Consider the following 15477-nt stretch of genomic DNA (forward strand, 5'->3'; position numbering starts at 1 on the left):
GCGCCTCAGCTGGCAGACTTAAGGCGGTCGGCGGGTGCATCGGCCAGATACGCCGTCAGCGAGTCATCGAGTGCCTCCAGCCAGGGCGTGTGGTGCGGCGTGGCGGGGGTGCCGGTAATCAGCGAGCGATAGCACTTGTCGCGGTAGCCCATGATGTTTTCGTACTTGTCCTGCTTCCATTGCAGGAAGGTGGCGTTGACCTCGGCGATGTCGAAGCTCGGGTAATCAGTGGCGGCGATCAGCTGGCGGATGTATTCGCCCTGGAATTCGAACATCTGCTGGGCGCTTTCCAGCGTCTCCTCTTCCTGGCGCCAGGCCAGGTCTTCGGCGTGCATGTGCTCGTATGTCGGCAAGGCAATGTGCCCGAGAACCACGTCGCGGGCATACCAGGCCTGGGCGTCGAACATGTTGAAGCTGTACCACTGATCCTGCATGCCGAGGTAAATCAGCTTTGGGTTTTGCTCCCAGAACACACCTTTGTAGAGGTTCAGCGGCCACAGGCGGTTGCCGGTTTTCAGGCGCAGCGCTTCCGGCAGGAAGGGGAAGTGGTGCTTGTAGCCGGTACACAGGATGATCGCGTCGATATGCTTGCTGCTGCCATCGACGAAGAACGCCGTGCTGCCCTGAACGTGCGTGAGCAACGGACGCTCCTCCCAGTTGGTCGGCCATTTATAGCCCATCGGCGCGCTGCGGTAGCAACTGGTGATGGAGCGGGCGCCGTACTTGTAGCACTGCGAGCCGATGTCTTCAGCCGAATAGCTGGCGCCGACGATGAGTACGTCCTTGCCTTTGAATTCCAGGGCGTCACGAAAGTCGTGGGCGTGCAGCACGCGCCCGGCGAAGCGCTCGAAGCCAGGAAAGTCCGGCACATTGGGCGTAGAAAAATGGCCGCTGGCGACCACCACGTAGTTGAAGGTTTCGCTGTAGGTGCGGTCGTTTTGGTGATCGTGGGCGGTGACCGTGAACAGTTCGCTGGCGGCGTCGAAGGTGACGTCGCGCACCGCCGTATCGAAGCGAATGAACGGACGTACACCCGCCTTTTCTACACGGCCTTTGATGTAATCCCAGAGCACCTCGCGTGGCGGATAGGAGCCCATGGGCCGGCCGAAATGCTCGTCGAAGCTGTAGTCGGCGAATTCCAGGCATTCCTTCGGCCCGTTCGACCACAGGTAGCGGTACATACTGCCGTGCACCGGCTCGCCGTGCTCGTCCAGGCCAGTGCGCCAGGTGTAGTTCCACATGCCGCCCCAGTCGGCCTGCTTCTCGAAGCAGACCAGCTCGGGAATTTCTGCCCCGGCGGCCTGGGCCGACTGGAAGGCACGCAACTGGGCCAGGCCGCAGGGGCCGGTGCCGATGATGGCGACGCGTTGGGTCATGGCTAATCTCCTGTTGGCGATCGTGCCCACGCTCTGCGTGGGTATGCAGGTGGTGGCGCTCTGCGCCATGATCTTCTGGCAAGGCGGACGCGGAGGGTTCCTGGCGGCTTTCCCACGCAGACGGTTCGACGCCTGGGAGCGATCAGGCAACCTTTAGCCCTTGGCCGTGCGTTTCTTCTTCTCGGGGTCGTCGAACGGCAAGGTGTGGGCGATAGCGCTCACCTCCAGGCTGCCGCGCACCTGCAGGGGCACGCCTTGTTCGGCGATCTGCGGTTCGACGCGGGCGATGGCCATGGAGCGGCCGCTCAGGCGTGAGTACACCGCGCAGGTGATCAGGCCGACCTGGCGACCTTCGTACCAGAGCGTGTCGCCACCCTCGGCCGCGACCTTGCCGTCGAGCAGCACGCCAAAGATCTTGAAGCGCTCCTGGCCCTGGCGACGGAAGTGCTCGCCGGCACCGCGAAAATCGCGTTTGTCTTTCGACACGGTGAAGTCCAGGCCCAGCTCCCACAGCGTGTCGCCAGCCTTCTGGTCGGCGAAGGGGTACATCTGCGAGTTGTCGTAGGGGAAGAACAGCAGGTAGCTCTCCACGCGCAGCCAGTCGAGGGCGAGGAAGGCGCAGGGGATGATGCCCTGGCCTTTGCCCTTGTCCAGAATGCTGTCCCAGATCAGCGGGGCATCGGCGGCCTTGCAGAAGATTTCGTAGCCGCGCTCGCCGGTGTAGCCGGTGCGCGAGATCATCACCGGACGGTCGAACAGCTTGGTCTGCAGATGATGGAAATACGGCAGCTCGCGGATGCCAGGCACGTGCTCGGCGAGAAAGTCCACGGCTGCCGGGCCTTGCAGAGACAGGTCGTGCAGGTCGTCATCGAACAGCACCGCGACCTGGCGACCCTGGGCTGAGCGGATAAGCATTTCGTAGCCGGTGCCAGCACCGTGCACCACCATAAAGGCGTTGGGGCCGGTGCGGTAGACGATGCAGTCGTCGACGAACGTGCCGTCTTCGTCGAGCATGCAGGCGTACACCGACTTGCCTGGGTAGAGCTTGGAAATGTCGCGGGTGGTGGCGTAGTCGAGCAGGCTTTCGGCGTGCGGGCCAACGTAGTGCACCTTCTTCAGGCCGGAAACATCCATCAGCCCGGCGCGGGTGCGGATCGCCTCGTGGTGGTCAGCCAGGTCGCTGGCGTAGGTCCAGGCGGTGCCCATACCGTTCCAGTCTTCCAGGTTCGAACCAAGCGCCAGGTGGCGTTCGCGCAGCGCGCTGATGCGCCATGAATTAGCCATGGAAAAATCCTCGTATGCGGTAAATGAATGTCAGGCTTCGGAATCGAATTGGCTTAGCCAGTCCACCAGCGTCTTGCGGTAGCGGGTCATGCCCTTGTAGTCGGCGATTGGGTCTGGCAAATCACGGATGACGCGGTGTAGGCGCCGCGCCCACACCGGGTTGCTGACTAGCTCGTTCATGCTGATCAGGTAGGTGCGGATGCTGAACAGCACGGCGTTGGAGCGTGGCAGGCGAGCCATGTGCTGCAGCTCCACACGCAGGTGCACCAGGCTGCCGACGTTGTCTGCCGTCACAGAGCCGCGGTCGCTGCCCCATTCGTGGAAGGTCTCGGGCGAGGTGTCCATGCGCGGGTTGATGGTCACGGTCCAGTTCAGCCGGCGCACCGGATGGCCGACCTGCATGTTCAGCAGAAACTTCAGGGCGCGCTCGAAGATGCCCATCTGGTTGGCCATCGGCACCGGCGAATGCCACTGCTTGAAACTCATGCCAGCGTCGAAGCGCAGCGACCAGTCGGCCGGGCAGGTGACCATGCCGGCGTCCATGAACAGGTCGTTATCGCGCTGGTCGAGCACCGCGAAGTCGCCCTGCATCTGCCGGGTGATGTACTCCAACGGCTCGCACGGCAGGCTGTCGGCGTCGCCGTAGGTAAAGCGCTGATCAATGCCCATCGCCAGGTTCTGCCAGCGCCAGACATCGCCGTCGCGCTCCAGACGAAAGTGCTGCGGGTAATCGTGCGCCAGATGTTCCATCAGCATTTCCAGCAGGTCCCAGGCGGCCTGAGCCATGTGCGGCATCACCAGACAGCGCTCGGGGTCACGCTCCAGCACGCGTGCGCGCTCGGCCATTTCCGACAGGTAGTGTTCGTCGACATCGAAGCTGTGTTCGAACACCGAGCCCGGATCGCGTGACACCGCCGGCTCGATGTTCACCGAGTACATGTACTGATCCTCGGAGAACGGGAAGGGAAAACGGGCGATGGCGCTCGGGCTATTGCGGTAGCTGAAGTCGCCCTGGAAGGTCTCTACCGGTTTGAAGGTCACAGTCATGTCGCGTCTCCGGGGTCAGATATCGAGCAGAATCGGGCTGCCGCAACCGCGCGACACACAGGGCATCAGGCTGCCTCTGCGCTCGTCGGCGCTGAGGAAGAAATCGCGGTGCTCCACGTCGCCCTTGAGGTAGGGCGTCTGGCACTGACCGCAGGCGCCGCCACGGCACAGGTTGGGCCGCTCCACACCAGCTGCCTCCAACGCTTCGAGCAAGCTTTGCTCGGCGCCGACTTCCAGCTGGCGACCACTGCGCGCCAGCTCGACACGAAACGGCACGCCCGGCTCCGGCGCGGCGAAGGCCTCCCAGTGCACCCGTGCCGCTGGCCAGCCGAGGGCCAGGCTCTGTTCGCGCAGTGCATCGAGCAGTGATTGCGGGCCACAGGCGTAAACGTGAGTGCCGAGTGGGCGATGGCTCAGCAGCTGGCCCAGGTCCAGACGTCGGCTGCTGCTTTCGTAGAGGTGCAAGTGCTCGCCGAGCTGCTCACGTAGCACCTCGATATAGGCATCGCTAAGCCCGGCGCGGTAGGCGTAATGCAGTTCGAACGCGGCGCCGCGGCGCAGCAGCTCGGTGCAATAGGCGAGAAATGGGGTGATGCCGATGCCGGCGGCGATCAGTACGTGCAGGCGCGCCGTGCTTTGCAACGGAAAGAGATTGGCTGGCGGCGATATCTTCAGATGATCGCCGGTCTGCAGCTGTTCGTGTACGTAGCGTGAACCACCGCGTGATTGGGTCTGCTGGCGCACGGCGATGCGGTATTGCCTGGTGTCGGCCGGATCGCTAAGCAGCGAGTAGGCGTTGCGCTTGCCGTTGGGCAGGTGCAGTTGCACGTGGCTGCCCGCGGAAAAGGCCGGCAGCCTGCCGCTCATGGGCTCTAGCGACAGCTCGCGGATTACCGGGGTGATCATCCGGGTCTCACCGACCCGTACCTCGAAGGCATTCATGGCCGGGCCTGCGCATAGGGCTGGTCGGCATCCGCGCAGACGCCGAGGTAGGCGCCCAGGCGTTCGGAGAAGTGCCGGCGCACTTCCAGCATTACCCCGCAGTGGTTGCAGGCTTGCAGCTCAGCGCAGGTGCCCACCTGCAAGCTGGCGCAGTGCACGCAGAACAGCATGCGTCGGCCGCTTTCGCTGCCGTGCAGGGTGATCTCGTCGGCCAGCAGGCCGGCTGCTTGTGCCACACCACGCAGCGACCAGATGAAGGCTTCGTCGCCGTGTAGCTCTAGGTGCACGCCAACCCGCGCTTCGTTCAACAGCGTGCCTAGCGCCTCGCCCAGTTCTGCTTCGCTTGCGTACTGCGGCAGCGCCAGGTGGCAGAGTTCGTTGGCGTCGGTGCAGGTCAGCAATTGCGCATGGCGTTGCTGCCCGTCGTCCTGAGTGACCAGCACCTGAAAGGCCACCCGTTGCGCGGGGTTGCCGCTGGGGTATCGCGGCACGCTGAAGGGGTGCAGCTCGGCTGTGCGATTCATGGCGATCCTTGTAAGGACTAGGGTCATATTTGCCCTGGATTGAAGCGACCAGGCCATGTGTTGGTGCATGGCTGGTGTTTCTCTGTAGGCAAGATAATTTCCTGTCGCGCCTATCTGCTCAATCCGCCTGAGTAGGTATGCCTAAAGGAGTAGTGGCCATGGTGAGGGCATGGAAGTTGCTGTCTGTATTGCTCCATACACCGCAGAAGACGGGGAGGAGAACAATGCGTGCAGCCGGCTTTGCCCCGGCTCCTGCGGCCGTGTCAGATGCCCTGACCGAACGTGAGGAGCAGACCCTGCAGTTGATCGCCGCCGGCAACAGCAATAAGCAGATCGCCCGTGAATTGGGGATCAGCGATGGCACGGTGAAAATCTATGTGCGCAGCCTGCTGCGCAAATTTCACCTGCACTCGCGGCTGGAACTGGCCAGCTGGGTTCACCGCCACAAGGGGGTGGCCTCGACCAGTGTTAAGGCACCCAATGGGCCGGCAGGCGTCGCAGGGTTGATCAACCATCTACCGGTGCTGATCTATCGTGGCGACAACGCCCGCACCTGGTACATGGATTACGTCAGTGAAGGCTGCCTGCAACTGACCGGCTACAGCGCCGAGTACCTGACCCGCGACCCTGCACAAAGCTTCGGCTCATTGATCCTTGCCGAGTACGCCGACTACGTCTGGTACTGCGTGCAATGCGCGCTGCTCAAGCACGAGCCATTTCAGCTGCGCTACCGCATCTGCTGTGCCGACGGGCGCATCAAGGAAGTCTGCGAGACGGGTATTGGCGTGTATTCCGCCAGCGGCGAGGTGCTGGGTGTGGAGGGGGCAATCTTCGAGGTGGCGGGTTAGAGGCTACATGGCGGTTACCTGCGCGAGGCGTTCTACGTCGCCTGCGTCAACGACCATCCGGCAAGGCTTTGGAGGAGAGCGAACTGGCCCCAAGAGCTTCTTTTCCCAAGGCTACTGGATTTCCAAGGACATCCATTTAGTGTGTCCTTCGAGCATGGTGCGCTGATTGAAGAGGTCTGAGCTCAATTCATCATTGTTATGGCAATTAGCAGTTTGTTGACGAAGCTATTTGGCCAGAAACAGACTCGGGCAAGGCTCTCCTTCAATCGCTCAGCGTAGTGCCAGAGGCTGCGAGTTCCAGCCGCCTCCCAGCGCACGAAATGCGGCAATGGCCGCACGCGCAGATTCCGTCTGCGCTTGCGCTCTGGCATCCGAGGCACGCAGCAAGGTTTCATCTGCGTTGAGCACGTCGATCAGGCTGGCAGCGCCGCTCTGGTAAGCCATGAAGGACGACTGCCGGGCACTGCTCAGGGAGGTTTCGCCTGCCGTCAGCGTGCTCGCCTGAGCTTCGCGATTGACCAACGCCGAGAAGGCATTTTCGACATCTTCACTGGCTCTCAGAACTGACTGGCGATAAGCCGACAGCGCTTCGGCTTCCTGGCCCTTGGCCTGATCGATCTGCGCATTGATGCGGCCAAAGTCGAACAGCCGCCAACGCAGGCCTAGCACACCGGCCGATTGCGCGGCGCCGCTGCTGAACAGGTTGCCACTTTGGGTGGTGGCGCTGCCGAGCAGGGCGCTGAGCGAAAATTTCGGGTAGTACTCGCTGATCGCCATACCGATACGGGCATTGGCGGCGACCAGTCGATGTTCGGCGGCAATCAGGTCGGGGCGGCGGCGCAGCAGGTCGGCGGGCGAGCCGATTGCCGCCAGTTGCGGCGCGCGTGGAATGGCGCCTGTTCCAGGCAGCTCGGTGCGATGAGTACCGGGCGCTGTGCCGAGCATCACGTCCAATGCATTCATGGCCGCATCCAGACCTGTCTGCAGTACGGGAATACTGGCCTTAACCTGCGACAACTGGCCCTCGGTCTGCTGCACCTGAAATTCGGCGGCAAGGCCCTGACCATGCAGCAGGCGCACTTTATCCAGCAGCTCCTGCTGGGTGTCGACCTGCCGCTGAGCTATCGCCAGTCGAGTCTGCAGGCCACGGATGGTGGTGTAGATATCGGCGGTTTGCGCCGCGACGGCGAGCCGCGTTGCCACAACGCCTGCTTCGGATGCCTGGTAGTCGGCCAGCGCCGCTTCCCGGCCACGGCGCAGGCCGCCAAATACATCCAGCTCCCAGCTTGCGTTGAGGTTGGCCTCGTAGCTATTGCCATAGCGGTCAAAACCGGGCGTTGTGTCGAGCACCTGGCCCAGCGGCGTTTCCACCGATTGGTAAGCACGTGCGGCCTGGCCATTGAGCGTGGCGGAAGGGAGCAGCGCAGCGTTGGCTGCACCCAGCCCGGCGCGTGCCTGAGCGACCCGCGCCTGGGCCTGGGCCATGTCGAGGTTCTGGGCAAGCGCCTTGCTGACCAGGGCGCTCAATTGCGGGTCGCCAAAGCCTTCCCACCAGGCCGCGAAGTTGGCGGTGGCAGTCGCGGTTCGGCTCTCTACCGCTGCCTGGCCAGCGTAGTGCTCGGCCAGGGGAGCGTCCGGGCGATGGTAGTCCGGGCCAACCGCGCACCCTGCTGCCAGGCTGGTGCTTACCACAAGAGCAAGAATACGGAAGGGAGGCATGGCGTTTCTCTTAGACCGATTTAGGTTGTGACCATATTATAGATTGGTCACTATCTGTCAATCAGCTCACCACGGAGTTAAGCTGTGGCCATGAACGAAGATATGAACACCTCGACCCTACGTGGGCCGCTGGATCATGAGATCCGCGACCAGATCATCAACGCGGCGACGCAGCATTTCGGCCATTACGGGTACGAGAAGACCACCGTCTCGGACCTCGCCAAGGCAATCGGCTTTTCCAAGGCCTACATCTACAAGTTCTTCGATTCCAAGCAGGCCATCGGTGGGGTGATCTGCAGTAATCGCCTGGCCATGATCATGCAGATCGTCGAAGCCGCCATGGCCGAGGCGCCGACCGCGTCCGAGAAGCTGAGGCGCCTGTTTCGCTCGATTTCAGAGGCTGGCAGCGATCTGTTCTTCCACGATCGCAAGCTCTACGACATCGCTGCAGTCGCTTCGCGCGACCAGTGGCCGTCGGTCAAGGCGCATGAGCTGCGCATTCGTGAGCTTATCCAGCAGATCGTTCTCGAGGGCCGAGAGTCGGGTGAATTCGAGCGCAAGACGCCCCTGGATGAGGCCGTCAATGCGATCTTTCTGATCCTGCGCCCCTACGTCAATTCGGCTCAACTGCAGTACAACCTCGACACGGCAGCCGAAGCCGCCGTGCATCTGCCAGCGCTGATATTGCGCAGCCTGGCGCCCTAGATAATTGCTTGTGACCATTGACAGTTTTGGTCACAAGTCGAAGAATGTGGTTCCTACATTGCTCTTGAGTAACGGAACCCATGCGCCTCAAGCCCGCCACCTTCGCCATTTGCTTGCTGCCCATCGTCCTGGTGGCGTGCGGCGATTCGTCAGTCAACAAAGACCCACGCCTCAAGCCGCCGCTGGTTAGGGCAGCGGCGGTCGAGCAATCGTCCGACGTGGCCCGCTCGTTTACCGGTGTGGTGGTCGCGCGAACTCAGAGTGACCTTGGCTTCCGGGTGTCGGGCAAGATCCTCGAGCGCTTGGTCGACACCGGGCAAACGGTCAAACGCGGCCAGCCGCTGATGCGTCTCGACCCCATTGACCTGCAATTGCAGGCACGTGCGCAGCAGGAGGCCGTTGCTTCCGCCCGGGCGCGAGCCAGACAGACGGCTGACGATGAGGCGCGTTATCGCGGCCTGGTAGCCGCTGGTGCGGTGTCCGCGTCGGCCTACGATCAGATCAAGGCCGCGGCCGATTCCGCCAAGGCTCAGCTCAGCGCGGCGCAGGCTCAGGCAGATGTGGCGCGCAATGCCACGGGCTACGCAGCGCTGCTGGCCGACGCCGATGGTGTGGTGATGGACACCCTGGCCGAGCCCGGCCAGGTAGTCAGCGCCGGGCAACCGGTGGTGCGATTGGCGCGGGCAGGGCAGCGCGAAGCTATCGTGCACCTTCCCGAAACCCTGCGCCCGGCGCCGGGCTCTACGGCTCAGGCCACTCTCTATGGTAACAACGGTGCTGCCGTTGCGGCCAAGCTGCGTTTGCTCTCCGAGGCCGCGGATGCCACTACCCGTACCTTCGAAGCCAGGTATGTGCTCGACGGTGCGCTGGCGAACGCGCCGCTCGGCTCGACCATCACCCTTAACATCGCAGAGGGCAAGAACGCCACTCAAGTGTTGCAGGTGCCCATCGCCGCGCTCTACGACCCAGGCAATGGCACGGGCGTGTGGGTCATCGCCGGCGAGCCGGCGAAAGTCTCCTGGCGCCCCGTTCAGGTGATAGGCATCGGCGATGATGCAGCGCGCATCGCCGGCAAGCTCGACGCCGGCGAGCAGGTGGTGGCGCTTGGCGCACACCTGCTGCGTGATGGCGAGGAAGTGCGGCTGGCCCAGGCGGCCGCCACGCCGGTAGCCGGGAGTCAGCCATGAGCGAGGGGCGTTTCAACCTATCCGCCCTTGCGGTTCGCGAGCGCTCCATCACCCTGTTTCTGATCCTGCTGATCGCGGTGGCCGGAACGCTGGCGTTCTTTCAATTGGGCCGCGCCGAAGATCCGCCCTTCACCGTCAAGCAGATGACCATCATCACTGCCTGGCCGGGCGCCACCGCCCAGGAGATGCAGGATCAGGTCGCCGAGCCGCTGGAAAAGCGCATGCAGGAGCTGAAGTGGTACGACCGCAGCGAAACCTACACCCGTGCGGGCCTGGCATTCACCATGGTGTCGTTGCTCGACAGCACGCCGCCGTCGCAGGTGCAGGAAGAGTTCTACCAGGCCCGCAAGAAGCTCGGCGATGAAGCCAAGACGTTGCCCGCCGGCGTTATCGGGCCAATGATCAACGATGAGTTCTCCGATGTGACCTTCGCGGTGTATGCCCTGAAGGCCAAGGGCGAACCGCAGCGCCAGCTGGTACGTGACGCCGAGTCGCTGCGTCAGCGCCTCTTGCACGTGCCGGGGGTCAAGAAGGTCAACATCATCGGCGAACAGGCCGAGCGCATCTTCGTGTCCTTCTCCCACGACCGGCTGGCAACCCTGGGCGTAACCCCGCAGGACATCTTCGCCGCTCTCAATAGCCAGAACGTGCTGACGCCCGCCGGTTCGGTGGAAACCAGCGGGCCGCAGGTGGTGATGCGCCTGGATGGCGCCTTCGACAAACTGGCAAAAATCCGCGAAACCCCGATTGCCGTGCAGGGCCGCACGCTGAAGCTTTCCGACGTGGCAACCGTGGAGCGTGGTTACGAAGACCCGGCCACCTTTCTGGTGCGCAACGGTGGCGAGCCCGCCTTGTTGCTCGGTGTAATCATGCGCGAGGGCTGGAACGGTCTCGACCTCGGCAAGGCGCTCGAGGCCGAAACAGCGAGCATCAATGAAGCCATGCCGTTGGGCATGACGCTCAGCAAGGTTACCGATCAGGCCGTCAATATCACCTCGTCCGTCGACGAGTTCATGGTCAAGTTCTTCGTTGCCTTGCTGGTGGTCATGCTGGTCTGCTTCGTCAGCATGGGCTGGCGCGTCGGTGTCGTGGTTGCTGCTGCTGTGCCGCTGACCCTGGCCATCGTCTTTGTGGTGATGGCCGCCACCGGCAAGAACTTTGACCGCATCACCCTGGGCTCGCTGATCCTTGCCCTGGGCCTGTTGGTGGACGACGCCATCATCGCCATCGAAATGATGGTGGTGAAAATGGAGGAGGGCTACGACCGCTTCAAGGCATCGGCCTACGCCTGGAGCCACACCGCCGCGCCGATGCTGTCCGGCACGCTGGTCACCGCCATCGGCTTCATGCCCAACGGCTTTGCCCAGTCCACGGCGGGTGAATACACCAGCAACATGTTCTGGATCGTCGGCATCGCGCTGATCGCCTCCTGGGTGGTTGCGGTGGCGTTCACGCCGTATCTGGGCGTGAAGCTGTTGCCGAATATCAAGAAGGTCGAGGGCGGTCACGCGGCCATCTACAACACCCGCCACTACAACCGTTTCCGCACGTTGCTGGCGCGAGTCATCGCCCTTAAATGGCTGGTGGCTGGCACGGTTATCAGCTTGTTCGTGGTGTCAGTGCTAGGCATGGGGCTGGTGAAGAAGCAGTTCTTCCCGACGTCCGATCGCCCCGAAGTGTTGGTCGAAGTGCAAATGCCGTACGGCACCTCCATCGAGCAGACCAACGCCACGGCCATCAAGGTCGAGTCGTGGCTGCGCGAGCAGGAAGAAGCCAAGATCGTCACCTCCTATATCGGTCAGGGCCCACCGCGCTTCTTCCTGGCCATGGCGCCGGAACTGCCCGATCCGTCGTTCGCCAAGATCGTGGTGCTGACGGACAGCCAGGAGGCCCGTGAAGCGCTCAAGCTGCGCATCCGTGAAGCGGCTTCCGAAGGGCTAGCGCCCGAAGCCAAGGTGCGCGTCACGCAACTGGTGTTCGGCCCGTATTCGCCATACCCCGTGGCCTATCGAGTGATGGGGCCGGACCCGGTGCAGCTGCGCGAAATCGCGGCCCGCGTGCAGGGCGTGTTGCAAGCCAGCCCGATGATGAGAACCGTGAACAGCGACTGGGGCCCACTGGTGCCAACGCTGCATTTCTCGCTGGATCAGGATCGCCTGCAAGCCGTTGGCCTGAGCTCCAACGCAGTGGCGCAGCAGCTGCAATTTCTGCTCACCGGCGTGCCGATCACCTCGGTGCGCGAAGACATTCGCTCGGTGCAGGTGGTTGGCCGCGCCGCGGGGGATATCCGTCTCGACCCGGCGAAAATTGAGGGCTTCACGCTGGTTGGCTCAGCTGGCCAGCGCATTCCGCTGTCGCAGATCGGCGAAGTCGATGTGCGCATGGAAGACCCGATCCTGCGCCGTCGTGACCGCACACCGACCATCACCGTGCGTGGCGATATCGCTGAAGAGCTGCAGCCGCCCGATGTGTCCGTAGCGGTGTGGAAAGACCTGCAGCCGATCATCGAGACGCTGCCCGCCGGCTACCGCATCGAGATGGCCGGCTCCTTCGAGGAATCGGGCAAGGCCAGTCAGGCGATTCTGCCGTTGCTGCCCATCATGATCGCCCTGACGCTGCTTATCATCATCCTGCAGGTGCGCTCGATCTCGGCCATGGTCATGGTGTTTCTCACCTCGCCGCTGGGCTTGATTGGCGTGGTGCCGGTATTGCTGTTGTTCCAGCAGCCGTTCGGCATCAACGCGCTGGTCGGGCTGATTGCGCTGTCGGGGATTCTGATGCGCAACACGCTGATCCTGATCGGGCAGATTCACCATAACGAGCAAGAGGGCCTGGACCCGTTCCAGGCGGTGGTCGAAGCCACCGTGCAGCGCGCCCGACCGGTGTTGCTGACGGCGCTGGCGGCGATCCTGGCCTTCATTCCGCTCACCCATTCGGTGTTCTGGGGCACGCTGGCCTACACGCTGATCGGTGGGACTTTCGTCGGCACCATCATGACCCTGGTGTTCCTGCCGGCGATGTATTCCATCTGGTTCAAGATCCGCCCCAGCGAACGCACCGATGATTCGAGCGTCGCGGCGAAAGCCTGACGCAGCGGCCGGTCAGCGCGTTCTCCTGCGGCTCGGGAGAGCGTCGACCGATACAGAGAGGTTCCAATGAGCAACGTTCAACAACAGAAACGCATCGTGGTGACCGGCACTGGCATCGTCGGGCCACTGGGCTGTGGTGTGGATGAAGTGTGGAGCCGCCTGCTAGCCGGGCGCTCGGGCATTCGCGCGCTGCCAGCAGAAATCACCGAAGGCACGGGCGTGGCGGTAGGCGGGCAAGTGCCTACGTTCGAAGAGGATGCGCTGGCGGGCTACCAACCCGAACAGATCATCGCGCCGAAAGAACGCAAGAAGATGGACCGCTTTATCGAGTTTGCGCTGATTGCCGCTCATGAAGCGCTGGAGCAGGCGGGCTGGCACCCAGGCAGCGAAGCCGAGCAGGCACGAACCGCAACCATCATCGCCTCGGGCGTGGGCGGGTTCGGTGCCATGGCCGAGGCGGTGCGCACCACCGACTCACGCGGGCCGCGCAGGCTGTCGCCATTCACCGCACCCTCGTTCCTGGCCAATATGGCAGCGGGGCATGTGTCCATCCGCAACGGTTTCAAAGGCCCGCTTGGCGCGCCGGTCACCGCTTGTGCCGCCGGCGTGCAGGCGATTGGCGATGCGGCTCGTCTGATCAGAAGTGGCGAAGCCGATATCGCCATCTGCGGCGGTACGGAAGCGGCAATCGACCGCGTGACCCTGGGCTGCTTTGCGGCGGCGCGGGCGTTGTCCACCGGTTTTGCCGATAACCCGCAGCAGGCCTCGCGCCCGTTTGATCGTGACCGCGACGGTTTCGTGATGGCCGAAGGCTCCGGGTTGCTGGTGATCGAGTCGCTGGAGCACGCCCTTGCGCGTGGCGCCACGCCGCTGGCCGAGCTGGTGGGCTACGGCACCAGCGCCGATGCCTATCACCTCACCGCCGGCCCCGAGGATGGCAGCGGTGCCCGCCGCGCCATGCAACAGGCGTTGCAGCAGGCAGGCCTGAGCCCGGACGATGTGCAGCACATCAATGCCCACGCCACCTCCACCCAGGTTGGCGATAACGGTGAGTTGGCCGCTATCAAGTCGCTGTTCGGCGCCGATGCCAGCGTGGCGATCAGCTCGACCAAATCTGCCACCGGTCACTTGCTGGGCGCTGCTGGCGGCATCGAAGCGATCTGCACGGTGCTGGCGCTGCGTGACCAGATCGTGCCGCCGACCCTGAACCTCAACAACCCGGACAAAGCAGCGGCGGGGCTCGACCTGGTCGCGCTCAACGCCCGCAAAATGCCGATCACCTACGCGCTCTCTAATGGCTTCGGGTTTGGAGGCGTGAATGCCAGCGTGTTGTTCCGGCGCTGGGAGGCGACACCATGAGCGGGCAGCATCAGGCGGTGGCAAGCAACAGCGTGATGGCTACGCAAACCGGCACGCAACTGACCGGCAAGGTCGTCGCGTTACTGGCGGGGCTGTCGGCGATCAGCATCTTGTCCACCAACATCATCCTTCCGGCGTTCCCGGACATCGGCCAGGAGCTTGGCGTGTCCTCCCGCGAGCTGGGCCTGACGCTTTCCAGCTTCTTCATCACCTACGCGCTCGCGCAATTGGTGTTCGGGCCGCTGGCCGACCGTTTCGGCCGCAAGCGTCTGGTACTCGGCGGGCTCTCGCTGTTTGTAGTGGGCACGTTGGTCGCCGGCTTTGCAGGCTCGCTCGACATGTTGATCGCCGGGCGAGTGATCCAGGCGCTGGGCGTTTGCGCCGCTGCGGTGCTGGCCCGCGCCATTGCACGCGACCTGTTTGAAGGCGAAACCCTGGCGCGGGCGCTGTCGCTGACCATGATCGCCACCGCGACAGCACCCGGTTTCTCACCGCTGCTGGGCAGCCTGCTGACCACCGCCCTGGGCTGGCGGGCGATCTTCGTGATGGTGGGGATTGCCGCCATCATCATCGCGTTCTTCTACGCGCGCGGCCTTGGCGAAACGCTTCCGCCGGAACGCCGAACCGCACAGTCGGTACCGCAGGTAGTGGGCGCCTACGGCCGGCTGATCGCCGATGGCCGCTTCATTCTTCCAGGCGCCGCAGTGAGTTTGCTGATGAGCGGGCTGTTCGCTTCCTTCGCAGCCGCCCCGGCGATTCTGATGAGCAGCATGGGGCTGTCGTCCCTGCAAGCGGGGCTGTACTTCGCCGCCACAGTATTCGTGGTATTCGCCGCCGGCATGGCCGCACCGCGCCTAGCGCGCCGCTATGGCAGCCGCACCGTCGCTACTGTGGGCCTGACCACCGCCGTACTAGCCGGCTGCCTGCTGCTGGTCGGGCCTAGTAATCCAGGTCTTGGCTGGTACTCGCTGTCGATGGTGACCTTTCTCTGGGGCATGGGCCTGGCCAACCCGCTGGGCACGGCCATTGCCATGGGGCCATTCGGCAAGGAAGCGGGGCTTGCGTCAGCACTGCTCGGCTTTCTGACCATGGGCGCCGCCGCGATAACCACCTGGTTGGTATCGGTGCTGGCGTACGCGCCGGTGTCGACCTTAGGCGTTATCCAGGCGTTAGTTTGCTTGGTGGCGCTGATAATGTTCTTTTCGAGTACCCAGATCGAAAAGCGGGCGGCCAGATACTAGGGGCTCGATACGAATTGGCGGCCGCCTGGAGTAAAAGGCTGCTTCTGCCCCATGTCGTGTAAAAACGCTTTAGAGCCGCTTTGACGATCAGAGCCAGAAAGAAAATCGCGTTCCTACGCAAACTTCAGGCTTGAAGCCCCGACGCTAAAAAGCATC

General features: G+C 63.3%; 12 protein-coding genes. 6 read left to right on the forward strand and 6 right to left on the reverse strand.

Annotated elements, in window-relative coordinates; translation table 11 throughout:
* Positions 1-5: 5 nt before the first annotated feature.
* The 5 genes from BUC40_RS07165 to BUC40_RS07185 form a co-directional block, all read right to left on the reverse strand.
* Entirely contained in the window at positions 6-1376 is a 1371-nt protein-coding gene (locus BUC40_RS07165) for an NAD(P)-binding domain-containing protein (RefSeq protein ID WP_073264118.1), read from the reverse strand.
* A 153-nt stretch (positions 1377-1529) separates the two neighbouring features.
* Positions 1530-2660: an aminomethyl transferase family protein gene (locus BUC40_RS07170; protein ID WP_073264120.1), complete on the reverse strand. Its 1131-nt coding sequence runs from the start codon at positions 2658-2660 to the stop codon at positions 1530-1532.
* Between the two features lie 30 nt (positions 2661-2690).
* Complete coding sequence (locus tag BUC40_RS07175; RefSeq protein WP_073264122.1) at positions 2691-3707, reverse strand: heme-dependent oxidative N-demethylase family protein; 1017 nt, start codon at positions 3705-3707, stop codon at positions 2691-2693.
* A 15-nt stretch (positions 3708-3722) separates the two neighbouring features.
* The gene (locus BUC40_RS07180) at positions 3723-4649 is read right to left on the reverse strand and encodes a PDR/VanB family oxidoreductase (protein ID WP_073264124.1); all 927 of its coding nucleotides are present in this window, start codon (positions 4647-4649) and stop codon (positions 3723-3725) included.
* Positions 4646-5173, reverse strand: a complete 528-nt coding sequence (locus BUC40_RS07185; RefSeq protein ID WP_073264126.1) for a dimethylamine monooxygenase subunit DmmA family protein — start codon at positions 5171-5173, stop codon at positions 4646-4648. The genes BUC40_RS07180 and BUC40_RS07185 overlap by 4 nt, the downstream gene beginning before the upstream one ends.
* Before the next feature lie 224 nt (positions 5174-5397).
* Between BUC40_RS07185 and BUC40_RS07190 the strand changes: the two genes are divergently transcribed.
* The gene (locus tag BUC40_RS07190; RefSeq protein WP_073264128.1) at positions 5398-6021 is read left to right on the forward strand and encodes a LuxR C-terminal-related transcriptional regulator; all 624 of its coding nucleotides are present in this window, start codon (positions 5398-5400) and stop codon (positions 6019-6021) included.
* 270 nt (positions 6022-6291) lie between these two features.
* On the opposite strand, the gene BUC40_RS07195 is transcribed toward BUC40_RS07190, so the two are convergent.
* Positions 6292-7740, reverse strand: coding sequence for an efflux transporter outer membrane subunit (locus BUC40_RS07195; RefSeq protein WP_073264130.1), 1449 nt, complete (start codon positions 7738-7740; stop codon positions 6292-6294).
* Positions 7741-7830: 90 nt separating this feature from the next.
* On the opposite strand from BUC40_RS07195, the gene BUC40_RS07200 reads away from it, so the two are divergent.
* The 5 genes from BUC40_RS07200 to BUC40_RS07220 all read left to right on the forward strand — a co-directional run bounded on the left by BUC40_RS07200 (position 7831) and on the right by BUC40_RS07220 (position 15321).
* A complete protein-coding gene (locus BUC40_RS07200; protein WP_073265144.1) occupies positions 7831-8445 on the forward strand; it encodes a TetR/AcrR family transcriptional regulator in 615 nt (204 codons plus the stop codon).
* Positions 8446-8525: 80 nt separating this feature from the next.
* Positions 8526-9632 (forward strand): efflux RND transporter periplasmic adaptor subunit, encoded by a 1107-nt coding sequence (locus tag BUC40_RS07205; protein WP_073264132.1) that lies wholly within the window; start codon positions 8526-8528, stop codon positions 9630-9632.
* The gene (locus tag BUC40_RS07210; protein ID WP_073264134.1) at positions 9629-12721 is read left to right on the forward strand and encodes an efflux RND transporter permease subunit; all 3093 of its coding nucleotides are present in this window, start codon (positions 9629-9631) and stop codon (positions 12719-12721) included. Before BUC40_RS07205 ends, BUC40_RS07210 begins: the two co-directional genes overlap by 4 nt.
* Positions 12722-12787: 66 nt before the next feature.
* Positions 12788-14080 (forward strand): beta-ketoacyl-ACP synthase II, encoded by a 1293-nt coding sequence (gene fabF / locus BUC40_RS07215; RefSeq protein ID WP_073264136.1) that lies wholly within the window; start codon positions 12788-12790, stop codon positions 14078-14080.
* Between the two features lie 35 nt (positions 14081-14115).
* Positions 14116-15321, forward strand: coding sequence for a multidrug effflux MFS transporter (locus BUC40_RS07220; RefSeq protein WP_425272922.1), 1206 nt, complete (start codon positions 14116-14118; stop codon positions 15319-15321).
* Positions 15322-15477: the final 156 nt, after the last annotated feature.

It is taken from the genome of Phytopseudomonas punonensis (assembly GCF_900142655.1).
Classification (GTDB): Bacteria; Pseudomonadota; Gammaproteobacteria; order Pseudomonadales; family Pseudomonadaceae; genus Aquipseudomonas; species Aquipseudomonas punonensis.